General features: G+C 68.3%; 23 protein-coding genes and 3 pseudogenes. 17 read left to right on the top strand and 9 right to left on the bottom strand.

From position 1 onward, the window contains the following. Nucleotides 1-320: 320 nt before the first annotated feature. A pseudogene (locus WME75_RS29760) lies at nucleotides 321-946 on the bottom strand (hypothetical protein); the annotation flags it as partial. A gap of 153 nt (nucleotides 947-1099) precedes the next feature. Further along, nucleotides 1100-1249: pseudogene (locus WME75_RS29755) on the bottom strand (tyrosine-type recombinase/integrase); the annotation flags it as partial. A 354-nt stretch (nucleotides 1250-1603) separates the two neighbouring features. Here WME75_RS29755 and WME75_RS29750 point away from each other — a divergent pair. The 4 genes from WME75_RS29750 to WME75_RS29735 all read left to right on the top strand — a co-directional run bounded on the left by WME75_RS29750 (nucleotide 1604) and on the right by WME75_RS29735 (nucleotide 6034). After that, the gene (locus tag WME75_RS29750; protein WP_437478098.1) at nucleotides 1604-3685 is read left to right on the top strand and encodes a hypothetical protein; all 2082 of its coding nucleotides are present in this window, start codon (nucleotides 1604-1606) and stop codon (nucleotides 3683-3685) included. Between the two features lie 608 nt (nucleotides 3686-4293). Further along, nucleotides 4294-4509 carry a DUF433 domain-containing protein gene (locus tag WME75_RS29745; protein WP_437478095.1) on the top strand — a complete coding sequence of 72 codons (216 nt, stop codon included), beginning with the start codon at nucleotides 4294-4296 and terminating at the stop codon, nucleotides 4507-4509. After that, nucleotides 4463-4771 carry a DUF5615 family PIN-like protein gene (locus WME75_RS29740; protein WP_437494952.1) on the top strand — a complete coding sequence of 103 codons (309 nt, stop codon included), beginning with the start codon at nucleotides 4463-4465 and terminating at the stop codon, nucleotides 4769-4771. The genes WME75_RS29745 and WME75_RS29740 overlap by 47 nt, the downstream gene beginning before the upstream one ends. Nucleotides 4772-5140: 369 nt before the next feature. Then, complete coding sequence (locus tag WME75_RS29735; RefSeq protein WP_437478092.1) at nucleotides 5141-6034, top strand: hypothetical protein; 894 nt, start codon at nucleotides 5141-5143, stop codon at nucleotides 6032-6034. 476 nt (nucleotides 6035-6510) lie between these two features. Here WME75_RS29735 and WME75_RS29730 read toward each other — a convergent pair whose 3' ends face one another. Together WME75_RS29730 and WME75_RS29725 are read right to left on the bottom strand one after the other, a co-directional pair. Beyond that, nucleotides 6511-8133 (bottom strand): DUF1552 domain-containing protein, encoded by a 1623-nt coding sequence (locus WME75_RS29730; protein ID WP_437478089.1) that lies wholly within the window; start codon nucleotides 8131-8133, stop codon nucleotides 6511-6513. A gap of 346 nt (nucleotides 8134-8479) precedes the next feature. Continuing rightward, a complete protein-coding gene (locus WME75_RS29725) occupies nucleotides 8480-9442 on the bottom strand; it encodes a LysR family transcriptional regulator (protein ID WP_437478086.1) in 963 nt (320 codons plus the stop codon). A gap of 113 nt (nucleotides 9443-9555) precedes the next feature. Between WME75_RS29725 and WME75_RS29720 the strand changes: the two genes are divergently transcribed. Further along, nucleotides 9556-10032 carry a DUF4260 domain-containing protein gene (locus WME75_RS29720; RefSeq protein WP_437478084.1) on the top strand — a complete coding sequence of 159 codons (477 nt, stop codon included), beginning with the start codon at nucleotides 9556-9558 and terminating at the stop codon, nucleotides 10030-10032. Between the two features lie 357 nt (nucleotides 10033-10389). Here the strand turns inward: WME75_RS29720 and WME75_RS29715 are convergent, their stop codons facing one another. Beyond that, nucleotides 10390-10950, bottom strand: a complete 561-nt coding sequence (locus WME75_RS29715; protein ID WP_437478081.1) for a hypothetical protein — start codon at nucleotides 10948-10950, stop codon at nucleotides 10390-10392. A gap of 612 nt (nucleotides 10951-11562) precedes the next feature. Between WME75_RS29715 and WME75_RS29710 the strand changes: the two genes are divergently transcribed. The 4 genes from WME75_RS29710 to WME75_RS29695 all read left to right on the top strand — a co-directional run bounded on the left by WME75_RS29710 (nucleotide 11563) and on the right by WME75_RS29695 (nucleotide 14900). Beyond that, nucleotides 11563-12774 (top strand): hypothetical protein, encoded by a 1212-nt coding sequence (locus WME75_RS29710; protein WP_437478078.1) that lies wholly within the window; start codon nucleotides 11563-11565, stop codon nucleotides 12772-12774. A 540-nt stretch (nucleotides 12775-13314) separates the two neighbouring features. After that, nucleotides 13315-13806: a hypothetical protein gene (locus WME75_RS29705; RefSeq protein ID WP_437478076.1), complete on the top strand. Its 492-nt coding sequence runs from the start codon at nucleotides 13315-13317 to the stop codon at nucleotides 13804-13806. Nucleotides 13807-14371: 565 nt separating this feature from the next. After that, the gene (locus WME75_RS29700; RefSeq protein WP_437478074.1) at nucleotides 14372-14623 is read left to right on the top strand and encodes an addiction module protein; all 252 of its coding nucleotides are present in this window, start codon (nucleotides 14372-14374) and stop codon (nucleotides 14621-14623) included. Beyond that, nucleotides 14610-14900: a type II toxin-antitoxin system RelE/ParE family toxin gene (locus WME75_RS29695; RefSeq protein WP_437478071.1), complete on the top strand. Its 291-nt coding sequence runs from the start codon at nucleotides 14610-14612 to the stop codon at nucleotides 14898-14900. Before WME75_RS29700 ends, WME75_RS29695 begins: the two co-directional genes overlap by 14 nt. 312 nt (nucleotides 14901-15212) lie before the next feature. Here the strand turns inward: WME75_RS29695 and WME75_RS29690 are convergent, their stop codons facing one another. Beyond that, on the bottom strand, nucleotides 15213-16214 hold the full coding sequence (locus tag WME75_RS29690) for a hypothetical protein (protein WP_437478068.1): 1002 nt from the start codon (nucleotides 16212-16214) through the stop codon (nucleotides 15213-15215). A gap of 169 nt (nucleotides 16215-16383) precedes the next feature. Here WME75_RS29690 and WME75_RS29685 point away from each other — a divergent pair, with 169 nt between their 5' ends. Then, nucleotides 16384-18369: a RecQ family ATP-dependent DNA helicase gene (locus tag WME75_RS29685; protein WP_437478066.1), complete on the top strand. Its 1986-nt coding sequence runs from the start codon at nucleotides 16384-16386 to the stop codon at nucleotides 18367-18369. Between the two features lie 93 nt (nucleotides 18370-18462). On the opposite strand, the gene WME75_RS29680 is transcribed toward WME75_RS29685, so the two are convergent. Further along, complete coding sequence (locus tag WME75_RS29680) at nucleotides 18463-18936, bottom strand: SRPBCC family protein (protein WP_437478063.1); 474 nt, start codon at nucleotides 18934-18936, stop codon at nucleotides 18463-18465. Next, nucleotides 18933-19163: pseudogene (locus WME75_RS29675) on the bottom strand (hypothetical protein); the annotation flags it as partial. The pseudogene WME75_RS29675 and the gene WME75_RS29680, both read right to left, overlap by 4 nt. A gap of 462 nt (nucleotides 19164-19625) precedes the next feature. On the opposite strand from WME75_RS29675, the gene WME75_RS29670 reads away from it, so the two are divergent. Further along, nucleotides 19626-20567 (top strand): hypothetical protein, encoded by a 942-nt coding sequence (locus tag WME75_RS29670; RefSeq protein WP_437478060.1) that lies wholly within the window; start codon nucleotides 19626-19628, stop codon nucleotides 20565-20567. Between the two features lie 52 nt (nucleotides 20568-20619). Here WME75_RS29670 and WME75_RS29665 read toward each other — a convergent pair whose 3' ends face one another. Continuing rightward, on the bottom strand, nucleotides 20620-21573 hold the full coding sequence (locus tag WME75_RS29665; RefSeq protein WP_437478057.1) for an ATPase: 954 nt from the start codon (nucleotides 21571-21573) through the stop codon (nucleotides 20620-20622). A 766-nt stretch (nucleotides 21574-22339) separates the two neighbouring features. Here WME75_RS29665 and WME75_RS29660 point away from each other — a divergent pair. The 6 genes from WME75_RS29660 (at nucleotide 22340) to WME75_RS29635 (ending at nucleotide 26060) form a co-directional block, all read left to right on the top strand. Continuing rightward, nucleotides 22340-23017, top strand: coding sequence for a phage integrase N-terminal SAM-like domain-containing protein (locus WME75_RS29660; protein WP_437494950.1), 678 nt, complete (start codon nucleotides 22340-22342; stop codon nucleotides 23015-23017). Beyond that, nucleotides 22914-23441 carry a hypothetical protein gene (locus WME75_RS29655; RefSeq protein WP_437478054.1) on the top strand — a complete coding sequence of 176 codons (528 nt, stop codon included), beginning with the start codon at nucleotides 22914-22916 and terminating at the stop codon, nucleotides 23439-23441. The genes WME75_RS29660 and WME75_RS29655 overlap by 104 nt, the downstream gene beginning before the upstream one ends. Nucleotides 23442-23776: 335 nt before the next feature. Then, complete coding sequence (locus WME75_RS29650) at nucleotides 23777-23992, top strand: hypothetical protein (RefSeq protein ID WP_437478051.1); 216 nt, start codon at nucleotides 23777-23779, stop codon at nucleotides 23990-23992. 169 nt (nucleotides 23993-24161) lie between these two features. Further along, complete coding sequence (locus WME75_RS29645; protein ID WP_437478048.1) at nucleotides 24162-24380, top strand: hypothetical protein; 219 nt, start codon at nucleotides 24162-24164, stop codon at nucleotides 24378-24380. Nucleotides 24381-24762: 382 nt separating this feature from the next. Beyond that, nucleotides 24763-25647, top strand: coding sequence for an alpha/beta fold hydrolase (locus tag WME75_RS29640; protein WP_437478045.1), 885 nt, complete (start codon nucleotides 24763-24765; stop codon nucleotides 25645-25647). After that, a complete protein-coding gene (locus tag WME75_RS29635) occupies nucleotides 25644-26060 on the top strand; it encodes a VOC family protein (protein WP_437478043.1) in 417 nt (138 codons plus the stop codon). Before WME75_RS29640 ends, WME75_RS29635 begins: the two co-directional genes overlap by 4 nt. The last annotated feature ends 312 nt before the right edge of the window (nucleotides 26061-26372 follow it).

The following is a 26372-nucleotide window of genomic DNA, read 5'->3' as shown; positions in this document are numbered from 1 at the left end:
ACAGGATTCGAGCATGCGGAAGATGGTGAACTGCGCGGCGTTGTTGCTCATCGCCGTCGTTTCGTCGGTCCATTGCGGCGGCACGGCCGGTCGTCCACCACAACCCGCGGAGCTTGCAGTTCTTCTGCATCGCGGACGGCGCCGCCGCGCCCACGGGCGCGAGCCTCGGGAAGCTCAACGCGCCCCGCTGACGGGGCGGCCCCGGCTGGTGGGGGGAGCCTGCGGCGCTCGACCGATCACTCCCATGGCCGCCGCTGCACCCGGGCCTGCCGACGCGCCGGCTTCCACCGACGCGGTTCGCTTGGCGAGCTCCAATCCAGCTATTCAGCAAACCGGAGCGTCTCCACAGCGCCCCCGTCCTCGCCCGAGATCATCTTGCCCTGGTCGTCCCAGCTGATGCCGCCCTTGCCCGGCGGCCCCAGCGTGAAGGTGACGCCCTCGACCGTGAGCCGGTCCTCGTCGAGGGTTGCGATGCCGATCGAGTCGCCGCCGCGCCCCGGGCCGCCATAACCGCCCTCACCGCCGACGCCCCCGGGGCCCCCGTTGCAGGAATAGGCCGAGCCGTCCTCCAGCACGCCGCCCGGTGCGCCCCGGCCGCCTCGGCCGCCTCGCTGGGGCTCGCCGCCGTCGCCGCCCTGGCCGCCGGCGAGCGCCACGATCTCGGTGTCGCGCACGGTCACCCTGGCGTGCAGCGCGACGATGCCGATGCTCGGGTCGCCGTTCTCGCCCCCTTGCCGCCTCGGCCAGCGCAGCCGCCGGCTCCGCCCGAGCCTCCCCCGGCGCCCCCCTTGGATACCGCGCCGCACACGCCGAGCCCGCCCCTGCGGCCGCCGCCTCCGCCGCCGCCCTGGCCCGGCGTGCCCCAGCCGCCGTCGCCGGCCCAGCCCGCTTCCCAGCCAGCCTCGCTGATGCGCCCGATGCCCTGGCCGGGTGCGCCGACGGCGCCGCGCGCCTTCGTCCGGTGTAGAGCCCGCTCGGTCCTGCGCTGGTCTCCTTGACAAGGTGGGGCAGCCGTCGGATACGCTAACTTCCCACGATGCGTGGGGGCGGCACGAGGGGGTGGGATCGGGTTTCATGGCGCTCCACCCGGGAGCGGCGGTCAGCGGTCGAGAAAGCTGATCACGCCGACAGGGCCGCGGTCGACGATGTGGGTGTAGATCATCGTGGTTTGCACATCCTTGTGGCCGAGCCATGTCTGAATCGTCCGGATGTCGGTGCCCTGCTCGAGCAGGTGGGTCGCGAAGCTGTGGCTCGCCCGAGGCAATCAATCACAAGCACGTATCTTGCTTCGCGGTACGCCGTCGCTGTCCGAAGCCCATTAACGGGGATACATAGTTACACGGCGGCGGCCTATCTCCGGAGATGCGCAGATAGCCTGCGGAAGATCACGACTTATCCGCGGGAATAACGAGATATGCTGCGGAGCGCCGCGACTCACCCGTGCGAATACGATGATCGGGCACCACGGTTCGCAGCCTACATGCGAAAACGCGAAGATATGTCGCGCAACACAGCTGATTGCGACGTTCGGCGGGCTTGCCGCGTGGCCACCCCGGCTGGATAGGGCCTTCGGGACAACCGACACGGGGTACGAGGCGCAGACATGCAATTCCTCTTGCCTTCGGTCGCTCCCCCTGTTGTGCTTCGCCGCACCATGTCCACCGCGAAAAAACTTGCAGCGAAGCTACGTGAGTTCCGGACCGAGCAGGGTGCCGAGCACTTTTCCGAACTTGCTCAGCGGGCGCAGCAGCTTGAGACGGCGCTGCTGTCCCGGCAGGAGATCCTCGACAACCCCGACCCACGGATCGCGTTCGTCGCCCACAAGGGCGTCGGGAAGTCCACGCTGATCAACGCCCTAGCGGGCCTCTGGCTCGATGAAACGCCTCCACCAGCGGACGCAACATCACGACAGCTCAACCAGCGTGCGATACTGCCGCTCGGGAACGGCGGAACCACGCCTTGCGAGATACGAGTCGAGGCGGGGCACTGGGAGGTTTGTGTCGAGCGGGAGGAGGTCGATCAAACCCGTGCTCGACTGCGGCAATTTGCGGAATGGGCATGGCACAAGGCGAACGATCCCAAGCGACAGCCTGCTGAGCCCCACCCACCTTCCGACCAGGGGAATGAAGAACCTCCGGCGGGTGGTCGCCCACCGCGCCTGCAGCCGGACATCGAGCGTGTCGTCCGCGGAATTGCCGGGTTCCCCGAGCATTCGGTCTCGTCGCCGACCATTGGCGCGAGCGGGAAGAAGGCGGTACCTCCGAAGCACGACAGGGCCGAGGAACTCGCCAAGGGCTTTCCCGAGAAGAGCGCGTTTGTGGCCGAAGTCGAGAAGCTCGCCCGCCTCCCCGAGCGACAACGCCTCCAGTGGCTCCCTACCGGCGACGTTCGGCGCTGGCTGCGGGAGACGCTTCTCAACCTGATCGAAGGAAAATTCGAGGACCAGCCGTTTCCCGCGAGCATAACGATTCGAGTTCCATCGACCGGGGTTCGTTGGAACGACCGCGACCTCCCCCTCATTGACACGCTCGGGCTCCCCGCGGTGGGTTCCGGGGACAGCGGGGCACGGCCCCTTCATCCACTCGCGGAGCGCGAGGATCTTCGTCTTTTGCTCAAATCGCCTTGGACCGTCATCGTTGTAGGTGCTCAGTTCAACGAGCCGCCAGCTCCGTCCGTCGAACTGCTTCAGCAGATGATGGACGAAGCTATCTTCTTCGGCGAGACGCTTGAGGATCGAACGGTCCTTGCCATTGTCGATCCCGGAAAGGCGGGCGCGGGCAACTTCGCAGATGCCGAGACCGAGCGCAACCAGAAGGAAGACCGCTGCGCGGAGAACCTTGCAAGTCTTGGTTGTCCGCGAGGACTCGGTCATGTCAACCGCTGGAGCGTCGACGATGCAAGAAGCCGCGTACGTTGCGTCAACATTCTCGAGGGCGGCTGCGAGCCCCTGCAAGAGCTCCTTCAGAAGGCCGTGGAGCGCATGGCTTCCGCCCACGAGGCAAGGCTTTCTCTTGCGGTCAAGGATGCGGAGGACTTTTTTCGAAACCTTGGCGATGCCAAACGACAGGCCAAGCGACGAGCCGTGGTTTCCGCTTTTAAGCAGCATCTCTCTCCGGTAGTCCAGAAGCAGCTTGGCAAGGCTCGGGTATTCCGTTCCAATCTTCTCAAGCCCTTCGCCGACGAGTGCCGTGCGCTTCATCCTTCAACGTTGCGCTCGGTGATCGTCAACCGGGGCCAGGGTCGGTCGCAGAATGCTTGGGCCATGCTGGAGTCGGCAACTACGCGGGAGCTCAACCGCATCCTCGCACCATTTACGGATCAGGTAGACAACACGTCAAAGGCACTGCTTTCGAATCCATGGTATCAGGACGACGACGGTCGTAGCGTGATCGCTGAAGAAGCCGATCGACGGCAACGAACGGTCGAGGCGTTCTTGAGGATTCACGTCGCTGCAATTGTTGAGAGCGCCAGGGATCACCTGCTCAAGGACGGCAACATCTGGTCCGCCTGCGAGAATGAATGGGGGCGGGGAATCAAGGATCCCGGTTACAAGGAGAGAGTCGCGAAACACTTCGAGCAGTGGGCCGTAGATCAGTCTCCGGCGCTGCTTCCGGAGCTGAACGCTGCCGAGGACGAGGCCAAAGCGGACGACTCGGGCATGCTTCGCAGCCTGATCGAAGGGTGACTGGGAACGGGCCGCCGAATAAGGGCTTGCAGGCGATGGCGCTTAGCGCCGCGCCTAAAGCCCAGGTCGTCGCGCGGGCGCGGGCGAGCTCCAGTCGAGCTGTTCGGTAAACCGGAGCGTCTCCACGGCTACGCCGTCCTTGCCCGAGATCCTCTTGCCCTGTTCGTCCCAGCTGATGCCGCCCTTGCCCGGCGGCTCCAGCGTGAAGGTGACGCCCAGGGCCGTGAGCCGGTCCTCGTCGAGGTAGGCGATGCGCGATGCCGATCGAGTCGCCGCCGCGCCCCGGGCCGCCGTAGCCGCCCTCGGCGCCGTCGCCCCCGGGGCCGCCGTTGCAGAAATAGGCCGAGCGGTCCTCCAGCACGCCGCCCGGTGCGTCCCGGCCGCCTCGTCCGCCTCGCTGGGGCTCGCCGCCGTCGCCGCCTCTGGACGCCTCGATCTCGCTGTCGCGCACGGTCACCCTGGCGTGCAGCGCGACGAGGCCGATGTTCGGGTAGCCGTTTCCGCCCCCTGGCCGCCTCGTCCGCCGCAGCCGCCGGCCCCGCCCGTGCCTGCTGAACCCGAGCCGAAATTCTGGCAAAGTTCACGTCATGAACCACCGCGATCGAATCGTGCGAGACCCTCTCGTCTGCGGGGGCGAGCCGGTCATCAAGGGGACGCGGGTCACGCTCCGCACGCTGCTCGCCAGCCTGTCGGACGGCGACTCGATCGAGGACATCCTCAGCGACTACCCGACCCTGACCGCGGACGACGTGCGCGCAGTGATCGCGTTCGCCGCGGATTCCGTCCGGGAAGATCTACCGGCGACCAAGGTCGTCGGGTTCTGATGCGCATCAAACTGGACGAGATCTGCCGACTTCCCTGGTCGAGGCGCTTGTGCAGCTCGGCCACGACGCGGACTCGGTGCAGCAAGAGGGGCTTCAGGGGTCGCCAAACGCCGGCGTATGGGCGGCGGCTCAGGCGGACAAGCGTTTTCTGGTCACGCAGGATCTCGACTTCTCGGATCTGCGGCAGTTCGCCCCTGGAACACACCACGGGCTCCTGCTCGTCCGCCTCGCTGATCCAGGCCGGCGGGTACTCAAGGCCTAGTTCGAGTGTCTCTTCCGGACAGAGGACGTCGAGCGCTGGACCGGGGGCTTCGTGGTTGCAGCGGACATGAAGATTCGCGTTCGTCGGACTGAACCGAACCATTGATCTGACGGCTCTTGGTATGAGAGGCCAATGCTGCTGACGTGCGCCCTTCCTCGCTCCGGGTGGGCGTCCGCAGCAGATTGGCAAATCGTCAGGCACAGACAAGGCTTGGCGAGGTTTCTTCGCCTGCCGCACAGCGGGTCGCTTCCCAGCCGGCGTCCCTGGCCGCCTGCGTCCGCCATGGCGCCGCCACCCCCTGATCTGGAGCTCTGCTCGCATTTCCCCGGCGTTTCGTGCCGGCATGGGGGGTGCTGAAGGCCGAGCGTCATGCCGACGCTCGAGCACAACGCCCTCGTCGAGATGTTCCGCGAGCACCCGGAGTTCGCGCCCCGCTTGCTCGCGACGCTCTTCCACGTCGAGGTGCCGCCGCACGCCTCGGTCGCGGTTGTCGAGTCGTCGCTCGACCAGCTCATCCCGGTGGAGTTCCGCGCCGATCTGGTGCTGGAGCTTCGGGACGAGAGCGACGCGCTCGTGCTGGCGATCGTCATCGAGGTGCAGCGCGACGTGGACCCGGACAAGAAGTACTCGTGGCCGGCGTACGTCGCGGTCGTGCGCGCCAGGAAGCGCTGCGGCACGATCGTCCTGGTGGTCGCGCCGGACGCCGGCGTGGCTGCGTGGGCCGCGGAGAACATCGACCTCGGCCTGGGCCGCGGCAACGTCGAGCCGCTGGTGCTCGGTCCGTCGGTGGTCCCCGAGATCACCGACCCGGCCGACGCGGAGAACGAGACGGAGCTCGCCGTGCTGTCGGCGGTGGCGCACGGCAACGGGCCGAGCGGGCTGATCGTGGTCCAGGCGGCGCTCGCCGGCCTCGGCCGGCTCGACCAGGCGCACGCGATGGTCTATTTTCAGCTCATCTGGAACGGGTTGCGTGAGCCCATGAGGCAGGCGCTGGAGGTACTGGTCATGGAACGGCAGATCGAAGGCGAGGCGACGTTTCCTCCGTTCGTGCAGAAGCTCATCGATCGTGGCAAGCTCGAGGGCATCCGTGAGGGCGAGCTCAAGGGCAAGAGGGACACGCTGCTGCGGCTGCTTGCCCGTGCAGGGATCGTGCTCACCGAGGACGACAGCGCGCGCATCCAGGCATGCACGGACGTCGCGACCCTCGACCGCTGGATCGAGAACGTCCTCGGGGCGAAGACGGCGACCGAAGTGCTCTCCTGACGGTGGATGGTGCGGCCCGACAAGGCGATGAATCCGACGGTCTTTGCCGGCTGACGATCGGCGGGACGTTGCGCGGGCGCGGGCGAGCTCCACTCCAGCGATTCAGGAAACCGGCGATCTCCACGGCGACGCCGTCCTCGCCCGAGATCATCTTGCTCTGGTCGTCCCGGCGGATGCCGCCCTTGCCCGGCGGCCCCAGCGTGAAGGTGACGCCCAGGGCCGTGAGCCGGTCCTCGTCGAGGTAGGCCTCTCCGCGGCGCACGGCACGCGCTACCTGCTCACCTGGAACTGCGCGCACATCGCCAACGCCACGATGCGCTCCAAGATCGAGGAAATCTGCCGAGCTGGTGGCTTCGAGCCTCCGATTCTCTGCACGCCTCTGGAGCTCGGGCAGAAGCCCAGGTCGACGCCGGAGCACCGGGCCGCCGCGGCGCGTTCATGACCCGGGCGCGCGACAGGCTCGGGAACGAGACCGCTCAGGAGCTCGCCCTGAGCGCGGCGAACTCGCCTGGATCGTGGATGGTGGGGGGATTGATCTCGCCACCGATGAAGTCTTCCGTCCGGTCGTACATGCCGAAGTGGGTCACCGGCTCCGAACCGCCCCGTGCCGGAAAACCATCCACGCCTGCCTTGACCCCGAGGGCGTTCATCAAGCTGCAGAAGTACTTGTTGATCGGCGCGTTGGCGAGCGACGGATCGGTCCCCGTTTCTTGGGACATCCCGTCGACCTCGTTCGGAGTGCCTTCGGCACACGTGATCTCGCTGTTGCCGGTCGTGAGATCGGGCGAGCCGTCATCGACGTTCACGGCCCAGCCGGTCTTGAAATAGCCGCCGGCGCTGCCGGCCTGGACGATCGGCAGGTTGTTGAGGTTGCGCGCGCAGCCGTCCGACACGTCCTGGAGCCAGACGGCCGCGCAGTTGTCGAGGAGCGTCCCGTCGCCCTCGTCGATACCGTTCAGCTGCCCGACGAGGTGGGCGAACTTCCTCGCATAGTAGTCGTCGATCGTGAGGAGCTTGTCGATCGCACCGGGGACGCAGGTGCCGACCATGCCCGCGCTCCCCAAGCGACCCGAGAGACCCGCGCTCTCCTGCGTCAGGCCGAGCCCCTTGAAGGTGTAGTTCCCGGGGTACTTCAGGAAGATGACGGGGTTCGCGTTGCACGCCGCCGCGAGCACGGCGAGGTTCGAACAGAGGTCCGCTCCGTCCAGACCGTCCGAGATTCGCCGCGTCAGCCTGTCGTCGACGCCCGGGGCCGTGCTCGTCAGGTCGATGTTTTCTTGCGTCACACCGAGCGCCGTGGCGAGGGACGTGTCGCACTGCGCAGAAGCCACAACGTCTCCTGTCGAGTGGAGGAGCTCCTTCCAGGCTGCGAGCTTCTGCTTGTCGGCCCGGCTCATGTCGAACCGCTCGAGCGTCTGCAGATCATCCTTCACGATGTCGAGGATGCTCTTGCCGCGCATCGCCGCATAGGTGTCCGGAGACGGCGGCTTCCCCGCCTCGAAGATGCCCGTGAGGCTGCTGAAGGCCTGCGACGCGTTCAGGCCCTTGAAGAGGGTCACGGCGGCGGAGTAGGAGATCGCTGACTGAGCGTTCTCCGTCTGACCCGTCGTGTTCAAGAGCAACGGAGTGCCTTGCGGGCTGAGCTGTCGTGCGATGACGTGGTCCAGCGAGGGACCGGTCGGCATGGCGTTGAATTTCGTCTCCAGGGCGAAGCTGAACGGGTCGTCGCTGTTGGGAGTGACCGGGTGGCAAGTGAAGTACGACCCGTTCACCTGCGTGTGGCGATCGTTCCCTTGCCCCCGCGCCAGCGTCGCCGTCCACTCGTTCATCGCGCGGATGCCTCGGGGCATGAGGAGCTTGTCGACGTAAGGCGCCAGGTGCTTGAGCGTCGTCGACTGGAGGTCCGCGGCGGTGAGCGGGCCGTGCGACTTCGTCGGGAACCACCGCGTCGTGATGCAGCCATAGTGCGTGTACATCACGATCAACCGCTTCGGTGGCGTGGCCGGCTGAGCCATCACGGTGCGGTCGAAGATCGAGCCGAGGAACGGCGCCGCGACGCAAGCTCCGCCCAGCCCCCGGAGGAAAATTCTTCGGTTCATGCGTTTTGTCATGGTCGCAATTCCCCTGCCTCAATGGACGCAAACGTCCGGCTGCCACTCGGAACGCCCTCGGATGCCCGGGTTTGCCACCGCTCCATCACCCCTGGAATGCCCGCGGGCCCGTGAACGTATTTGTATTTCGCTCGGCCGGGCGTTCGTCGAGCGGAAAGGTGCCCCGCCGAGCACGGCTCGACGCGACATCGGTCTGAGCCGCGCAGCGCCCTCGATCCCGTGCCGCGTGCCGAGCTGCTCGACGCCGGCGAGCGCTCCGCCACGAACCCGCTCCCGTTCCCAGCGCTTCGCCGACCCCAGGCACGCAGATCTCGCTGCGCTGTCAGACGCCTTCTCAGCCCGAGCTGGGCCTTCCCCGCGTGCCCGGCGGCCGGGCCTTCGCCGCCACGGGCCGTGTTTCGCGTGCCTGGGTCGCGTAGGCACCCAGCTGCGCGACGAGGTGCTCGAAGACGAGGCGGACGCGGCGCACGGCGCGCAGATCCTCGTGCATGACGACCCAGGCGTCCAGGTGGAAGGCGAGCGCGGGCAGCACGCGCACGAGCGGCACCGGCCGCCGGCTGAGCGGGAGCTGGCACACCCCGATGCCGAGGCCGGCGCGCACCGCGGCGAGCTTCGCGATGTCGCTGTCGCTGCGGAACGCATAATCGCGCGGCGTGGTGACGAGCCCGGCGGCGGCGAGCGCGTCGATGATGGCGCGGGAGCCGTCGGCGCCGATGAGGGCGTGGCCCGGCACGAGCCCCGCGAGCGACGTCGGGGCAGCGTGCGCGGCGAGGTACGCCTTGGTGGCGAAGAGGCCGATCTCGACGCGCCCGGCGCAGCGCCTCACCAGGCCGGCCTGCGTCGGCTCCGCCATGCGCACGGCGACATCGGCGTCGCGGCGCAGGAGATCCTCGGTGCGATTCGTGGCGACGAGCTCGATCTGAAGGCGCGGATGAGCCACGAGGAGCGCGGCGAGCATCGGGGGAAGCACCTCGGCGCCGACGACCTCGCTGCACGTGACGCGCACGGTGCCGCGGTCGGCACCGGTGGGGCTCGACACGGCGCGCACGAGGGCGCGCGCGCTCGCGGCGATGGACTCGGCGTAGGGCAGCGTGGCAAGCGCGAGCTCGGTCGGCACCAGGCCGTTTGGCGCGCGGGTGAAGAGCACGACGCCGAGCTGCGACTCGAGCTGCTCGATCTGGCGGCGCACGGTGGGCTGCGCGACGTCGAGGGCACGCGCGGCGGCGGAGAGGCTGCCGGTGCGCATGACGGCAAGGAAGGCGCCGTAGAGGTCCCACGAGGGCTCGGCTGGGCTCATCAAAAGATGATGAGCGGATGGACGCATTTGTACAATGTTCATGAGCACCCGCAGCGACCATGCTCTCCACGTCGCCGGCACCCGCGCCGGTACGCACGACGAGGAGAACGACCATGACCACCGCCGCGATGCTCCCTGCGCTCGACCTTGCTCCCTCTACCCGCCGCCCCGTGCCGCAGCCCGCCTGCGAGGTCTCGGCGGGCGGGGCCAAGGGCATGCCGCGCGCGCTCCTGCGCCTCGAGGGCGCGCTCGTGCTCGGAGCAGCGCTGTTCGCCTACGCGCACCTGGGCGGGAGCTGGGGATGGTTCGCGGCGCTGTTCCTCCTGCCCGACCTGTCGCTGCTCGGCTACCTTGCGGGCCCGCGCGTGGGCGCGGTGGCCTACAACGCGGGGCACAGCCATCTGGCTCCGGCGCTGCTCGCGGTCGCGTCGGCCGCGCTTGGCTCGCCGGCGCTGCTGCTCGGCGCGGCGATCTGGGTCGGGCACATCGGCTTCGATCGGATGCTGGGCTATGGGCTCAAGTACGGGACGGCGTTCGGCGACACGCACCTCGGCCGCGTGGGCTCGAAGCGCTCTTTCAAGCAACGATGATCACAACGGTCGCCGACCTGAAGACGGCTGCTGAAGTAACAGAGTGGACGGCAGCCCGGCTCGACAACCTCACCGAGGACCTCGAAATTCTGTGAGAGCTTCGGATCGAGCCGCATCACCTGATCGAGAGGGTCCGCGCCGCAGACGGCGCTCGTGTCTATCTCTTGCACCCTCTTGCACCCTCTTGCACCCGCAGTGCCCGGTGGGTGAGCTCGAACAGTGGATCAGAAATCTGTGAGAGCACTCGGACAGTGAAGAATGGCCGCGCGCTCGTCGCGCAACGAGGCTCGAAGGGGCAAGCGCCCCGGACTGGAGCGGCCCGCGGCAGCAGGGCCCTCGGTAACAGCCAGCCGAGCGTCAGCGCACCGGCTCGTACTCGAACGTGGCTGTCGAACCAGCGTTCACATCATACGAATCCCCCAGAACCCGGAGCCGGTAGAGCGCAGCATGCTCGGCATCCCACACAAGCAACCCGAACCCGATGACTTCCGACTCGTCGCTCTCATGGGTGAATCTCCAGGTCAGGTTGACGGTCGAAAACCACTCGGAGCAAGCGGCCACGTCGGTCGGGATGTCCGCCAGCTCGGCGAAGGACCTTCCCACCTCGCAGATCGACCCGCCCACAGGAGACCGAAGAGAGATGAACCTCGTCAATTCGACACCGAGGTCTCCAGCGTCGGACACGGCCCCATCCGAAAGGCGCACGTGCTCGCCGACCTCACCGAAGTTCTGCACCGCCAACGTGACCGTCTTTGGCCACACGCCGGTATCAGAGAGTGGTGTCGTCCCGGGGTCGTCCTCTACGACGGGCGTCCCGGGGTCGTCCTCTACGACAGGCGTCCCGGGGTCGTCCTCTCCGACGGGCGTCCCGGGATCGTCCTCTACGACAGGCGTCCCGGGATCGTCCTCTACGATCACGGACCCTCCGCACCCCACGGCCGCCGCCAGCAACGCGAGGCATGCTCCAGCGCGCAGCCGCCCGGCGCATGTCCTCAACCCAGGTTTCATCATCGGCATCTCCAGTTCTCTTCAGGTCCGCTCGGTCCATCCAGGTTTGTCGGTCGCGACGGACCCAACACGGCGTTCGCATGAGCCCCGGGTCCGGGGGCACGCGAGGGGAGCGCTACGTCGAGCTCCGCGCCCACCGCGTCGATCCGCTTCCACGCATCCCATCATGGATCATGGTAGCGTAATCGACGGCCACCCCGCGCTGTCGAGGAGGCCAGCACGATCGCGTACGGCCTGCACGCCGAGCGGGCACGGGCGGGCCCTCGGTGCCCTGTCTGGACTTACGGGGCCGGCCGCGGGCTGAGGTCGGCGAGCACGAGCGGGCAACGCGGCGCGTTGACCCGCCTGGTCCAGCAGCGCGCTGGCCTTCCACGCCTGAAACGCCTGCGATTATCGCGACGTAGCACCGAGCGGAACGCATCCTACCCTATCGCTGTACCCTACTGGTGGACTCTCCGGGTGCGGGAGAAAAGGATCTCGCGTTCTGGTCATTTGCGGGGAGTTCGGGGATACTCGGTCGGTATGTTGCGAGAGCTCACACGCCGCTGCTGGCTCGTTCCCCTCCTCATCGCCCTGATCCTTTCAGTTGCCTGTGAAAATGGCTCGGCAGAGTCCGAGGCGGGCGAGAGCGGAGGCCGAGCAGCGGCCGGAGCAACGAGCTCTGGCGGGAGCGGTGGCCAGGGCGGGACCGGCTCGACGACGAACGGCAGCGGCGGCATGGGATCCACTCCAAGGCCCGCGGAGAATGAACTCTTCCGACTGAGCACGACGCACATCGAATTCGACTCACGGAGCGACGAGTACACAGCGATCGTTGAGGTCGAGGCGCTCAAAGGGGTCGTCACGGTCTCCGCCATCCCGGTCTCCCACGAAGAGCTCGGAGAGCCCCACGTCGTCGTGAGCGGGCTGGAGGTGACGGACTCGAACGGTATCGCCCGCGTCCGTGTCACCAAGGCCGCCCCTCTTTCGCTTCCTCCCGGGGTATTTCGGGGTCAGATTCTGGTGAGAGGCTGCTCGGAGGGCTCGTGCCAGGAGCTCGTGGTCGATATCACCTACACGGTCGTTCATGTGGAGCTCGTCGGGCATCAGGGATTTGAGCGGGCTGATATCGTTTTTCGCCGGCGTATCGACGGGGGACCTCCCGAAGCTCTCACGATTCCGATGGTGGCGAGCGACGGGAGCGCCTTCAACTGGTCGGTCAAACTCACCGAGAGCGGCCAGAACGAGGTCACCGGTTGGCTCGATTTTACTGCCGCAGGCAAGAGCACAGAGCCGCTCGTGCTTTCTCCAAATCAGCTCTTCGACCGTCCGATCAGGCTCTCCGCCCAGCTCGCCATCACCACCGAGATCGAAGTCGCACCAGCTCTCGTGATTTATGACACGCTCTTGCCGATCGAAGTTTCGACGAACGAGGTCCACCTCACCGCGAATGTCGGCGAGCAGGCTGAACCAGTCGAGTTTGAGATCTACGACGCCTACGGAGGCAGCTATCCTTGGGCGGTGAGCGACGCGGGGTTCGTGTTCGGGTGTCCGATCCGATCGTCCTTCATCGTTGAGCTCGTCGAGGGCAGCTACGACGCGTTGCCCGCAGTGGTGAGCGTCACTGCTCCGATCGCAGACCAACCGACGGCGACGCCCACTGAATGCTACGGGGACCTCGAGATCAAACACGAAAGGACGACGCAGATCGTGCATCAGAAGGTGCGGGTCTCGCTCGACGTGACGGAAGAGTGAGCTCGTGGCAAGCGAGATGGTCGGCAAGCAGGAGCGTCGCCTGGTTGGCACGGATCCGGCCAAGGAACATGTAAGGAACATGCAAGGAACATGTAACGAGGTGCCGCCGAACAGGCCGTGGGTGCCGACAGTGCGCGCAGCCTCGTGCCTCGGCAGCGCGCCCGGACGGGCTCGCCGTGGTCCAGGCGGCGCCCGCCGGCCTCGGCCGGCTCGACCAAGAACACGCGGCTGTATACTTTCAAGAGCGAATGCATGGCTGGGTGGTCATGCCGCGAGACATCGAGCCCACGCGCTAGTTGCTGTCAGATCAATGGCCATGGCAGCGCTGTTCGTTGGAACCATTCCGGCCGCTTGATTTCATGGGCATCTTCCGGGGGGTGCAGGCTGTTCGTGATGCGTCGCCACGGCCCCCGCGCGCGGCCTGGCTGGTGGCGCAGGCGCTCTGGGAGGAGCTGCGTCGCCGCGGCTGCGACGCCGGGCTGCTGACCTGACACGCCGGGCCTTGCGGTGGCCACCCCGCGGGGAGGACAATCGGGTACGATGGTGACCTCTTCCTCGTCGGTGAAGGTCGAGCTGCTGGAGCGGACGGACGGTTACGTGGTGGCGACCTGGCGGCGGCTCATGCTGCTCGTCTGGCGCGGGCAGGCCAGCGTCGCCGGCATCGAGCGTTCCCGGGCGCTCTTCCGGCCCTGGGCGGAGCGCCAGCCGGGAGGGGCAGCGTTCCTGATCGTGGTGACCCGCGAGCGCACCATGCCGCCCGACGAGGAGACCCGGGCGGCGATGCAGCGGGTGGCGAGCGCTCCCGGGGGGTGCATGAAGGGCATGGCCACGCTCGTCGAGGCCGAGGGGTTCATCGCCGCCTCGGTCCGCGCCGTCATGATGCGGCTGCAGGCTCGCGGGACGCAGGGGCCGGCGCCGAACATCTTTGGGACGCCGGCCGATGTCGCGGCCTGGGCGGCGGTGGTGCTGCAGGACCGGGAGGTCACGCCAGAGGCGCTGGCGGAGGCGATCCGCGTGGCGCGCGAGGGCTGAGCGCGCGCCCGCCGCCCGATCGCCCTCGGGGCGGCCCGGTGTGCCCGGACCGCCCCGAGGGGCACCCGACAGAGCAGGCGTTCTCCGCGGGCGGCCGGGAAGTTCGCCCGCGCGCGCCGCGGTCGTGGTCGTCCCCGCCCCGCCGTGGTGCACCATCGCGGCGCTTTCGGGAACAGCGCCTGCTGGTTGACGTCACCGTTCGCGATGCCGTCGGCGGCGTCGTCGACCCGACCGAGCTCGGCCCACCCCTGAGGCAGCGCGACACGGCGCCTCGCTGCCCGCACGGCCTCGATGACCATGCGGCCGGTCTGCAGGTCCACAGGCATGCTGCCGAAGCTGACGTAGACGGGCGGCTCGCCGGCCGCGAGGAACGCTTCCAGCTCGGGTGCGAGCGGCGTCTGGTCGGGAAGAAGCCAGGCTCCGTTCTGCGTGACCTGCAGGCCGGGCATCGCCCGCAGCGGCCCAGCAACCGCGGCCGCCGCGAGCCATGGACCCTCGCCCAGGACCCGCATCGAGGCGGGTCCCGCTCGTGACCCGGCCGAACCTGCGGTAAGCTCCCTGTATCATGAGCGACGTCGAGAATGTCCTGGTCATAGCGCTGCGTCTGTCGGCGGAGGACCGAGCGGCCGTGGCGGCCGCGCTGATCCAGAGCCTCGACGAGCCCGAGCAGACCACCGAGGAGGTCGAGGCTGCGTGGGCCGAGGAGATCCAGCAACGTCTCGCTGACGTCGACGCCGGGGTCGTCACGCCGGTCCCCTGGCCGGAAGCCCGGCGCCGCATCCTGGCGGCTGCAAACGGCCGTCGTGAAGCTCGTTGAGGTACTGCCAGCCGCGCTCGCGGAAGCCGAGGAGGCTGCGGCGTGGTACGCGGAACGGGATCCACGCGTAGCGGTACGGTTCGCCGAAGGGATCGAGGCAGCATTGACCCGAATTGCGGAGGCGCCGGACCGCTGGCCCTCTACCCGTGACGGGACGCGTCGGGTGCGTTTGACACGGTTTCCCTATCTCGTCGTGTACCGAGACGAGCCAACGCGCATTCTTGTCGTGGCCATCGCACACGCAAAGCAGAGGCCGGGCTACTGGAGAAAGAGGTGATGTGAGCGCCGCATGCGGTCCCACCGAGCTCTGATGGTTGGACGTCCAGTGACGAGCCAACCGCGGCTCTGCACCCGCGGTTGTAGCGGCGGGCCGCTGCCCCCGGGCCTGTGGACGTGCCGTCTTCTACCGCCGCGGTTCGCTGGGCGAGCTCCAATCCAGCGATTCAGCAAACCGGCGCATCTCCACGGCGCTCCTGGCGGAGCTCCTGGCGTGCCTGCGGGGGGAGCCGCTCGGGCGGGTGGTGGGTGAGCCGCAGGCCCGCTGCAGCCGCCCTGCGGGTCCGTCGAGCCGGCGGGCGGGAAAGGACGCTCAGGAGCCGGGAGGACGCAGCTCCGCATCGAGGAGCGCGGCGAACTCGGTGATGCGCCGGTCGATCTCCTCCTCCGGCGTCGCCAGCAGCCATCCCTCGAAGTCGTCGAACGATCCCTTGAACCGCGTGATGAGCTCGCCGAGGGCCTTCCCCTCCAGCCCCGGCACGAGCCGCATCACCCGCTTCCCGCTGAACTTCGTGTCGATCTGCGCCCGCCGCGCCTCGGCCGCGCGCTCGCGCTCGATCTGCCCGCCGAGATCGGCCTCCGGGAACGCGGCGAGGATCATGGGCAGGTACGACCGCCGGTCCCCGAGGGTGGGCCGCTTGTCGATCCCCCGGGCGCTCAGGTACTCGATGAACCGCGCCACGGTCGACCGCACGCCGGCGCGCTCCCGCAGCGGGCTCTCGCCATCATCGAGGTAGGGCGCCACCGAGAAATAAGGGCTCGCGATCACCCAGTCGAACACCGCCGGCAGCGACGCGAACCCCGCCTGCCATGCCCCGTGATCGAACCCGAGGAAGCCGCAGATCCGCTCGAAATCCCGCGTCACTTCCAGGTCTGCCCGGTAATTGCCCCCCTCGCGCCGGTACACGTAGGCGAGCCCGCGCTCCCCGTACTTCAGGTCGAAGCGCCGGCAGATCCGCCCGATGAAGTTCCCCACGTCGTTGAAGCACATGAAGCTGTACGCGCTCTCGAGGTAGCGCTCCGGCACCGGGAAGAAATCGGTCTGAAGCCCGCGGTACACCGTCGAGAACACGTGCCCCACGGCCCTGGTCTGCGTGACCCCGAGGTCGCGCGCGATCTCGGCGCGCACCTCGCCCCAGTCCGGCCGCGACGCGACGATCACATCCATGTCCCCGAAGTCCGGCTTGTCGCCGTAGTAGCGCGGGATGCGGTGCTGCCCCGGCAGCTTGACGTCGAGGTAGCGCCGCACCTCGGCCTCGATCGCCAGGTACTCGCCTCGGGGCATCCTCGGTAGGTTGAACAGCTTGCCGCCCATCGCCCAGCTCCGGCCTCGCAGTCTACACCGATCCCCGATCGGGTCGTCCGCCCGCCGCCGCCCGGGCTCGAGCGCCCTCCTGTTTCTCCGTCCCATCCCTGCCCCTGGCGCCTCCGGGGGTGTCGACGGAAGCGGGGCAGGACCCCCCTCGGCGCGAACGATGTGTAGGATGCGCCCCTTGGACCGGCCGACGCTCCCCCGCCAGGATCTGCTCGACGTGCTCGAGGCGCGGTTCGGGTTCCGCGATCTCCGCCCAGGCCAGCGCGCGGTCATGGAGGCCCTGCTCTCGGGCCACAGCGCGCTCGCGGTCTTCCCGACAGGCGGCGGCAAATCGCTCTGCTACCAGCTCCCCGCGCTGCTCCTCGACGGGGTCACGATCGTCATCTCTCCGCTGATCGCGCTGATGAAGGATCAGATCGATTTCCTCACGGCGCGCGGCATCGCCGCGGTCCGGCTCGACTCGTCGCTGTCGACCGACGACGCGGCGGAGGCGCACAGGGACCTGCGCTCGGGCAAGACGAAGCTGCTCTATGTCGCCCCCGAGCGGTTCGTGAGCGAGCGCTTCATGGCGCTGCTGAAAGAGCTCAAGATCGCCCTGTTCGCGGTGGACGAGGCCCACTGCATCTCGGAATGGGGGCACAACTTCCGCCCCGATTACTTGAGGCTCGCGGACACCGCCCGGGCGCTCGGCGTGCCGCGCGTGCTCGCGCTGACGGCCACCGCGACGCCCGGGGTCGTGCGCGACGTCTGCGCCACGTTCGGCATCCGCGAGGAGCACGCGGTCGTCACCGGCTTCTACCGGCCGAACCTCGAGATCCGCGCGACGGCGGTGAGCGCGCCCGCGCGCGACCGGATCCTGATCGAGCGCCTGAGATCCCGGCCGCCCGGCTCCACCATCGTGTACGTCACGCTCCAGAAGACCGCCGAGCACGTGGCCGAGCAGATCGCCTCGGCGGGGCTGCCGGCGCGCGCCTACCACGCCGGAATGGACGCGGTGGAGCGCGCGCGCGTGCAGGACGACTGGATGCAGAGCGACCGCGGCGTCGTGGTCGCCACCATTGCGTTCGGGATGGGGATCGACAAGGCCGACGTGCGTTATGTCGACCATTACAATCTCCCGAAGAGCCTCGAGAGTTATAGCCAGGAGATCGGCCGCGCGGGCAGGGATCAGGCGCCCTCGGCGGTCGAGCTCTTCGTGTGCGGCGACGATCTGGCGGTCCTCGAGAACTTCGCCTATGGCGATACGCCGACCGCGGAGGCGCTCCACGGGGTGGTCGGCGTCGTGCTCGGCGCGCCCCAGGTGGAGCTCGGCCTGCACGCGCTGTCGGCGCGCCACGACGTCCGGCCGCTCGTGCTCCGCACCGCGCTGACCTACCTCGAGCTGATGGGCGCGGTCCGGCAGCTCACGCCGTTCTACGCCGGCTACGAGGTGCGGCTCCACCGCAAGCTCGAGGAGGTCGTCGCGACGGTGAAGGGCGAGCCGGCGCGGTTCCTCGAAGCGCTCTTCGGCCATGCGAAGAGGGGGCGAGTCCTGTACGCGATCGATCCGGCCGCCGCCGCCGCCGCGCTGGACCAGCCGCGCGAGCGGGTGGTGCGCGCGCTCGAGTACCTCGAGCGGCAGGGGCTCGCGGAGCTCAAGGCGTCGGACCTGCGGCACCGCTTCGTGCGCGTCGCGCCGCCGGACGACGCGCCCGCCCTCGTCGGCGAGCTCCTGGCGCGGTTCGCGAGGCGCGAGGACGCGGAGATCGCGCGCGTGCGGCAGGTGCTCGAGCTGTTCACCGCGGAGCGCTGTCACGCCGCCGCGCTCGCCGAGTACTTCGGCGAGCGCCTCGACGCCGCGTGCGGGCGTTGCACCTTCTGCCGCACCCGGGTCGCCCTGAGGCTGCCGGAGCCGCCGCGCGCGCCGCCGATGCCGGCGGGGCTCGACGTCGCCGCGTTCACGGCGCTGCGCGCGGCGCACGGGGGCGCCCTGGGTCACCCTCGCCAGGCGGCGCGCTTCCTCTGCGGCCTCTCGAGCCCGGCGACCACCCAGGCCAAGCTCGCGCGCGTTCCGCTCTTCGGCGTCCTGGTCGCTCGCCGGTTCTCCGAGGTGCTCGACTGGTGCGCCGGGCTCCCCGTCCTCGCCGGCGCTGCCCGCGGCGTCACGCCTGCTTGATCAGCTGCACATCGAGGTGGATCGCGACTAGCTACCTTGGAGAGCGGGATGCTTCCTGAGAGGCAGTCCCGTCGTTCATGTCCCTTGTGGTGATCAGAGCCGGCCCTCCGCGAGCAGCTCGCGGGTGCGCTTCAGCGTCGACAGCAAGGCGCTCTTGTAGCCCTTGTCGCCGTTCATCCACTCCTGCTCGGCCTGCTCCTCGGGGCCGTTCGGCTCTTTGCCGCGCAGGCCGAGGTAGCAGTAGAAGCGGAGCTGGAGCGTGCCGTCGGTGTCCTCGAACAGCTCGTTGATGATCGCGCCCTCGCGGGGACCGGTGGCCTGGAAGAAAGTGACCTTGCTCTGCGGCTCGAACGTGATGATCTCGCGCAGGTCGTCGCCTGCGATCGTGGCTTCACGCACGATGTGAGAACCGCTCTCCTCGACGACGTCGCAACGGGTGCAGAGGCCGGGCGGGAGGAACAGGCGGGCGTCGCGGGCCTTGAGGACCAGGCCCTCCCATGCCTGCGCGCGGGTCAGCTCGGTCTCGCCTTCCGGGTTCACCGGGACGGTGGCGGTCGAATAGATCATGAGGATGTTCCTTGTCGTGAGTGTTGAGTGTCGCTCGGCCGCTGGACCGAGGTCGCGATCTCGGCGGCGAAGTCGCGGTAGGAGCGCAGGGGGCGTCCCAGGAGCGTGGTGAGACGTACCACATCGCCGGCCTCGGGGAGCATGCCTTCGGTGAGGAAGCGCTCGCTCATCAGGCGCATGTCGAAGGCCATCCAGCTCGGCATGAACTGCCGGAGGTCCTGCTTCCACTACGATCCACGGCAGCGCCTTGCGCTACGACGGGCCTTTCAACTCGTGCTTTTCAAGCCGCTTCAGCCACCGCCGCGTGATCGCCGGCGTTCACCGTTCACCGCGGGCGAGGGCGGCGCCTGAACGCAATCTCATGATCGCTGTCCTCGCGGCGACGCGGATCGCCTGCTCGCTCGTCGGTTGGGGTGGCCGAACGAGCGTTGGATAGCTCCGCCCAACAAGGGCCTGCTGACCGACGCGCGGGTGCGCGCAGCGCATCCACACGCGGCAGAAGCCCAGATCGGTGCTGCGCGGGCGCGGGCGAGCTCCGGTCCAGCTATTGTCGCCGGCCCGGTCTGCTTCCCAGCCGGCGTCGCTGGCCGCCTGCGTCCGCCATGGCGCCGCCACCCCCTGATCTGGAGCTCTGCTCGCATTTTCCCGGTGTTTCGTGCCGGCATGGGGGGTGCTGAAGGCCGAGCGTCATGCCGACGCTCGAGCACAACGCCCTCGTCGAGATGTTCCGCGAGCACCCGGAGCTCGCGCCGCGCTTGCTCGCGACGCTCTTCCACGTCGAGGTGCCGCCGCACGCCTCGGTTGCGGTTGTCGAGTCGTCGCTCGACCAGCTCATCCCGGTGGAGTTCCGCGCCGATCTGGTGCTGGAGCTTCGGGACGAGAGCGACGCGCTCGTGCTGGCGATCGTCATCGAGGTGCAGCGCGACGTGGACCCGGACAAGAAGTACTCGTGGCCGGCGTACGTCGCGGTCGTGCGCGCCAGGAAGCGCTGCGGCACGATCGTCCTGGTGGTCGCGCCGGACGCCGGCGTGGCTGCCTGGGCCGCGGAGAACATCGACCTCGGCCTGGGCCGCGGCAACGTCGAGCCGCTGGTGCTCGGTCCGGGGGTCGTCCCCGAGATCACCGACCCGGCCGACGCGGAGAACGAGACGGAGCTCGCCGTGCTGTCGGCGGTGGCGCACGGCAACGGGCCGAGCGGGCTGACCGTGGTCCAGGCGGCGCTCGCCGGCCTCGGCCGGCTCGACCAGGCGCACGCGATGGTCTATTTTCAGCTCATCTGGAACGGGTTGCGTGAGCCGATGAGGCAGGCGCTGGAGGTACTGGTCATGGAACGGCAGATCGAAGGCGAGGCGACGTTTCCTCCGTTCGTGCAAAAGCTCATCGATCGCGGCAAGCTCGAGGGCATCCGTGAGGGCGAGCTCAAGGGCATGCGAGAGGGCATGCGAGAGGGCGAGCTCAAGGGCATGCGAGAGGGCAAGAGGGACACGCTGCTGCGGCTGCTCGCGCGTGCAGGGATCGTGCTCACCGAGAACGAGAGCGCGCGCATCCAGGCATGCACGGACATCGCGACCCTCGACCGCTGGATCGATAACGTCCTCGGGGCGAAGACTGCCACCGAAGTGCTCTCCTGACGATCGACGGACGCGGCCCCCTCATGGACGCGCCCGCCGCGGCCAGGGGCGATTACCCCTCGTCGTCGCCCTCGCCTGGCGCGCCGTCTTCCGGTGCGCCCTCCTCTGACGCGTCGCCTTCCGGCGCGCCGTCCTCCGCGAAGGCTTCGCCTTCCTTCTCCTCTCCGGTGGACGCGGCGCCGCGGGAGACGGGGAAGGGCGCATAGTCCTTCATCTTGTCGGTGCCGGCGTACAAGTACTCCGTGGCGGTGCGCAGCCTCCGCTCGGCGTGCACGACGAGGGTGTACGCGGCGTCGCGGAGCTTGCGCGCGCGCTGCGCCTCGGGAGAGAGCCTCTTGTCGGCGAGCATGCGCGCGAGCCGCGGCGAGAGCTCGCGGAGGCGGGCCGCGGCGGAGGCCTCGCCGCAAGGCGCCTTGTGAAGGGCCTCGGCGTGCTCGGAGCAGAGCAAGAGGAGGTCGGAGACGTCCTGGACCAGATCCGCGTCGCCGCGGCCTGCGCGGATCGCCATGAGCCGCTTTTGACCTTCAGGGCTCTTCTTGAAGCGGAGATCGAAGAAGCGGAGGAGCGTCTGCCGGTGCGAGGCGGCTTCGGTGGCCGGCCCCTTGAACATCGCGATGGCCCGCTCTTGACGCTGCTGCGCGGCTTGCCAGCGCGATTGCGTGACGCGCAGGAGCTCGATCTTGTCGCGGAGCGCATGGATCTCCTCGCGTGTGAGCGCGGGCTCGTCCTCGGGGAACGGGGTGCGGACGAGGTCGGCTGCGTCGCGCTCGGCGGCGAGCTGGATGCGGCTCGCCCAGATGACGCGTCGAGCGAGCTTGCCTGGAAACACCAGGGTGTTGTCCCCGAGCGACGCGGCCTCTCCGAGGAGCTCGGCCTCGCGGGCGGCGCTCAGCGTGTACGCTGCTGCTCTCGTCGAGGACCGGGGCGCGCCCTGTGCCTCGCGCGGAGCGCGCTTCCTCGCGACCTTGTTGGTCCTGGGCGACGTGGTGGTGGATGCCTTTGCCATGGTAAAGATACGCCTCCTTGTCGGGGCCAGCGCCCCTCGGAGTGGGGGGCCGCAGGATCGGCGAGGGTAGCGGCGAACAAGGCATTGGCCAGCGGAGAGCACGAGTCGGTCACGTCGCGAGGGAGGGAGGCGCTGGGGCCCAGGGTTGGGAGAGGCCGCGTGCCGCGGCATCGGGGGGAGCGGCGTGCCCGGCGCAGCGGGCAGCGGGCCATGGAGCTGGCGAAGAGGGCGCACGAGGGAGAAAATGTTGCGCAGCAACCACGAAAGGGGTGCGAGACGACGCCGGGGCTGCGCAGGAGATCCGCCGGGGCCGCGCAGGAGCCGGGCGATGGTGACGAAGGACACCAACAGGGGTGCGCAGGAGGGGCGCGGGGGCCGCGCAGGACGGGGGCGAGTGTAGCGTAGGACACCAATGGTGGTGCGAAGGAGGGGCCGGGGCTTGCGCAGGAGGGGGCCGGGGCTTGCGCAGGAGGGCCGACGGGCCCGCGCAGGAGGGTGCCGGGGCTTGCGCAGGAGGACCGGCGGGCTGCGCAGGAGGGTCGACGGGGCCGCGCAGGAGGGCGCCGGGGTCTGCACAGGAGGGTCGACGGGCTGCGCAGGAGGGCCGACGGGGCCGCGCAGGAGGGCGCCGGGGCATGCGCAGGAGGATCGACGGCCTGCGCAGGAGGACTGACAGGGCCGCGCAGGAGGATCGGCGGGCTGCGCCGGAGGGCGGACGGGCCCGCGCAGGAGGGGGCCGGGGCTTGTATAGGAGGGCCGACGCTTCATTCTCTCGCATGGCCGCCGCCATCCACGCGACCTCGGCCCCGCCCTCGCCGAGGCGTTCCTCACGCATCTGGCGACCGACCAGCACGTCAGCGCCTCGACGCAGAACCAGGCCCCCGCCGCCATCCTCGTCCTCTACACACATGTCCTCGCGCTCTCCCTCGCGCAGCACGTCGATTTCACCCGAGCGAAGCGCCCCGCGCGCCTCCCCGCGGTGCTCACTCCGACCGAGGTGAGCGCTCTCCTGGATCGCATGACCGGCGTCCCGCGACGCATGGCCTCCCTCCTCCACGGCGCCGGCCTCCGTCTGCTTGAATGCGCCGAGCTCCGCGTGAAGGACCTCGACCTTAGGCGCCGCGAGATCCTCGTTCGTGACGGCAAGGGCAGGAACGATCGAATCACGATGCTGCCGCTCCGCCTGGTCCCCCCGCTCCGTGATCACCTCACCGCCGTGCGCGCCGAGCACGCCGCCGATGTCGCGGCCGGCGCCGGCTGGGTGGCCCTCCCCGACGCCCTGGGACCGCAAGTATCCGAACGCCGGCCGGGAATGGCCTTGGCAATGAGCCTTCCCCGCGATGCGCCCCGATCGCGACAGGGAGACAGGTCAGCTCTGGTTTCGAGAACCCGAGAATATCATCCAGTTCACAAAGCTCTACGGAATAGACCAACGCAGGCTTGAGACTCGGCAGTTCATTCAGTGCTACGCTCTCATATACGGCAGGGAAAACGAGGCCCGCGCAAATTCGGAGTTCGCGAAGAGCCGCGCACTGCTTGCGCATTCGGACGAGATTCTAATGACGTATGACCGCCTCCGTCCGAGTGAGAGGATGGATTCCCCCCTAACCCTGCGGGTCGATCGTTCAAAGCCCGGTGGAAAGTTCAGCGTGCTACATGTGCCGCCCACGTTTCTCATCGGCCCGTACAACGCCGACGGGCTGGTGGACCTTGCAGGGCTTCGTGAAGCGATTTTCGCGAATGCGTTGATGAGTACTGAACGCAGGGAGTTCTTGGCGACGCGGCTAGAGTACTGGATGCAATGGGCGCAACAGACGCCCGTCATCAAGGATGGTGTGCCGGAGCACGAAGAATACTACTGCGAGTAGGACCAGCGAAACGCGGGAGCTGTCGCTGCCGAACTCGGACGTTAAAGCTGACGTGGCCCTCGCTGCGCTCGGGACCACACAGCTTAACGCCAGTCGTTCGGCAGACGGGCTCAGTGCTCAGTGCTCAGTGAGCTCTGCCCGATGACGCTGATAGGCGTAAGCACCGGCTCCGCGAGGCCAGGCCTCCGCACCGCCGGCGCACGGGGTGGATCCTGCTACCGGTCGTGCGCTCCCCCTCGGGCGTGGAGCTGCTTCGCCCGCCCGAGGCGGGCGGAGCTTGAGGCGACGGCGGAGGGATGGCATGCTCTCCGTGCCGACGTCGGACGGAGGACCTCATGGAAAGGCGAACCCTCGAACAGCTTGAGGCGGCGCTCGATGCCGTCAGCAGAGACCTGGCCCCACGCGTCGAGGAGCTCGCGCAGAAGAGCGCCGAAGGCGCGCTCACCCCGGAGGAGCGAAGGGAGTACGCCGAGATCGTCCGCTTGAACGACCGGTTCAGCCTCCTCAAGCTTGAGGCCGAGGATTTCTGGACGATGCGCGCGGCTTCGTGAAGCTCTCGAACGATGTGCGGGAGACGGTACAGCGGCGCGCTCAGGGCGCGTGTGAGTACTGCCAGCTTCCTCAAGAAACTTCAATCCTCCCCCATCAAGTCGACCACATCACCGGGAGGCAGCGCCGAATACGACAAAATTGATGCGACGAGCGTATGAGGGCACCGCGATGATCGAGCCTGTTGTGGATAAGGAGAGTCACGGTCGGGCGCTCCGCAGAATCGAAGAGCTCTGGGACGCCGAGCCAGGCTCGCCCGAGGCGCAAGAACTCGATGCGCTCGCGACGCTGGTCGACGCGTACGAGCGCAAGCAGCTCCCCATTGCGCCGCCAGACCCGATCGCAGCGATCGAGGCGCGCTGCGAGCAACTCGGGTGGACTCGCAAGTAGCTTGAGCGGCTGATCGGTTCCAGGGCACGCGTCTCGGAGGTCTTGGGCCGCAAACGGGCGCTCACGCTCCCGATGATCCGAGTGCTCAGCGAGCTCTGCCCGATGACGCTGACAGGCGTAAGCACCGGCTCCGCGAGGCCAGACCTCCGCACCGCCGGCGCACGGGGTGGATCCTGCTAAGGGTCGTGCGCTCCCCCTCGGGCGTGGAGCTGCTTCGCCCGCCCGAGCCGGGCGGAGCTTGAGGCGACGGCGGAGGGATGGCATGCTCTCCGTGCCGACGTCGGACGGAGGACCTCATGGAAGGGCGAACCCTCGAACCGCTTGAGGCGGCGCTCGATGCCGTCAGCAGAGACCTGGGAAGGCATCGAAGGAGCCAGGTGCGATGAGAGAACCGGAGCTGGTGAGGTTTGAGATCGAAGGCGCCGAAATGGCGGTCCGCCTGGCGGGCGATCGCGAGAAGCCGGCGCTTCTCCTGATCCACGGTTTTCCAAGCTCCTCGGAGTCGTTCCGGAACGTGATCGACACCCTCGCGCGGGACTGCTTCGTGATCACCCCGGACCTTCCGGGGTTCGGAGGCTCCGAGCCGGTTGAGCGGCCCTCCTTCTCGCGCTTCGCGGACATGATCGACGGACTGCTCGCGCGGCTCGGAGCCGGGGCCTTCCACCTCTACCTTCACGATTATGGAGCGGCGGTAGGGCTTCATCTCGCCACGCGCGCGCCGCGCAGGATACGCAGCCTCATCGTCCAGAATGCCAATGCCCATCAGATCGGGATGGGGCCGCAATGGTCGGCGACCAGAGCCTATTGGGACGATCCCACGCCGGAGCGGGAGACCGAGGCGACCGCACACCTGACCTTCGAGGGGACGCGCGACCAATATGTGGGCGGCGTTCCCCGCGACATCGCCGATCGCATCGATCCCCGGTGGGAGGAGGACTGGCGGATCATGTCGCTCCCCGGCCGGCTCGAGACGCAGCGCGCGCTGGTGCTCGACTATCGCAGCCATCTCGCGCGGTTCGCGGAGATCGCCGATTATCTCGATCGCTGGCAGCCCCCGGCGCTGATGCTGTGGGGGCGGCACGATATCTTCTTCGACCTCGAGGAGACCCTCTCCTGGATGAAGGCGCTCCCGCGCATGGAGGCGCACATCCTCGACGGCCCGCATTTCCTGCTCGAGACCCATCCGGCCGAATGCGCCGCGTTGATGAGCGCCTTCGTCAAGCGCGCGGAGGGGCCGCGTCAGGACGACGAAATGAAGAGAACATGAAGCCACGAATCACAGTCATCACACTCGGCGTCGACGATCTCGAAGCGTCGCTGCGTTTCTACAGGGAGGGCCTCGGCTTCCAGACCGAAGGCATCGTTGGCGAAGAATTTGAATACGGCGCTGTTGTGTTCATCCAGCTTCAGCCTGGCTTGCGTCTGGCTTTGTGGCCTCGCGCGAGCATCGCGCAGGACACGGGCCTCTCCGTAGGTCGTGCTGGCCCGACCGAGATGACGCTGGGCCATAACGTCACATCGAAGGCGGAGGTTGACTCTGTCATGGCAACGGCGAGGGCAGCGGGAGCCGCCATCATCAAGGCCGCGCACGACACGTTCTGGGGCGGCTACTCCGGTTACTTCCAAGACCCAGATGGTCATCTCTGGGAGGTTGTCTGGAATCCGCAATGGTCCGAGTGAGCCCGACAAATTGCTGCACGCGACGTGCGAAGACGCACGCGAGTGAGCCATAGCGTTGGGCCGCGGGGCCCGTGGGCCGCATGTCGATGATCGCGGGGCATAGGGACTCCTTGATGGCGATCCGGAGCCTGGAACCCCCGCCGGCGGCATCCGTACGCCCATCACCCGGGGCGCCATCCAGCGGGCGCACGCAAGGCGGGTCAAGGGCTCGCAGCGGCGACCGGCGGGGGAGCGGGCCCTGGGCGCGCTCCCACATCCGCAGGAACGACTCGGCCGAGGACCTCAGGGCCGACGTGTCCACGCCGAGCCCAT

Origin of the sequence: Sorangium sp. So ce1014 (assembly GCF_051521505.1) — a bacterium.
GTDB lineage: Bacteria > Myxococcota_A > Polyangia > Polyangiales > Polyangiaceae > Sorangium.
This window is presented reverse-complemented; position numbering and strand designations above follow the sequence as displayed.

Bases quoted from the DNA above. Each gene is read 5' to 3' on its own strand.
- WME75_RS29750 (WP_437478098.1), top strand. From the start codon at position 1,604: ATGCAATTCCTCTTGCCTTCGGTCGCTCCCCCTGTTGTGCTTCGCCGC.
- WME75_RS29735 (WP_437478092.1), top strand. From the start codon at position 5,141: ATGCCGACGCTCGAGCACAACGCCCTCGTCGAGATGTTCCGCGAGCAC.
- WME75_RS29730 (WP_437478089.1), bottom strand. From the start codon at position 8,133: ATGAACCGAAGAATTTTCCTCCGGGGGCTGGGCGGAGCTTGCGTCGCG.
- WME75_RS29725 (WP_437478086.1), bottom strand. From the start codon at position 9,442: ATGAGCCCAGCCGAGCCCTCGTGGGACCTCTACGGCGCCTTCCTTGCC.
- WME75_RS29720 (WP_437478084.1), top strand. From the start codon at position 9,556: ATGACCACCGCCGCGATGCTCCCTGCGCTCGACCTTGCTCCCTCTACC.
- WME75_RS29710 (WP_437478078.1), top strand. From the start codon at position 11,563: ATGTTGCGAGAGCTCACACGCCGCTGCTGGCTCGTTCCCCTCCTCATC.
- WME75_RS29705 (WP_437478076.1), top strand. From the start codon at position 13,315: ATGGTGACCTCTTCCTCGTCGGTGAAGGTCGAGCTGCTGGAGCGGACG.
- WME75_RS29700 (WP_437478074.1), top strand. From the start codon at position 14,372: ATGAGCGACGTCGAGAATGTCCTGGTCATAGCGCTGCGTCTGTCGGCG.
- WME75_RS29690 (WP_437478068.1), bottom strand. From the start codon at position 16,214: ATGGGCGGCAAGCTGTTCAACCTACCGAGGATGCCCCGAGGCGAGTAC.
- WME75_RS29685 (WP_437478066.1), top strand. From the start codon at position 16,384: ATGCGCCCCTTGGACCGGCCGACGCTCCCCCGCCAGGATCTGCTCGAC.
- WME75_RS29680 (WP_437478063.1), bottom strand. From the start codon at position 18,936: ATGATCTATTCGACCGCCACCGTCCCGGTGAACCCGGAAGGCGAGACC.
- WME75_RS29670 (WP_437478060.1), top strand. From the start codon at position 19,626: ATGCCGACGCTCGAGCACAACGCCCTCGTCGAGATGTTCCGCGAGCAC.
- WME75_RS29665 (WP_437478057.1), bottom strand. From the start codon at position 21,573: ATGGCAAAGGCATCCACCACCACGTCGCCCAGGACCAACAAGGTCGCG.
- WME75_RS29655 (WP_437478054.1), top strand. From the start codon at position 22,914: ATGCGCCCCGATCGCGACAGGGAGACAGGTCAGCTCTGGTTTCGAGAA.
- WME75_RS29650 (WP_437478051.1), top strand. From the start codon at position 23,777: ATGGAAAGGCGAACCCTCGAACAGCTTGAGGCGGCGCTCGATGCCGTC.
- WME75_RS29645 (WP_437478048.1), top strand. From the start codon at position 24,162: ATGATCGAGCCTGTTGTGGATAAGGAGAGTCACGGTCGGGCGCTCCGC.
- WME75_RS29640 (WP_437478045.1), top strand. From the start codon at position 24,763: ATGAGAGAACCGGAGCTGGTGAGGTTTGAGATCGAAGGCGCCGAAATG.
- WME75_RS29635 (WP_437478043.1), top strand. From the start codon at position 25,644: ATGAAGCCACGAATCACAGTCATCACACTCGGCGTCGACGATCTCGAA.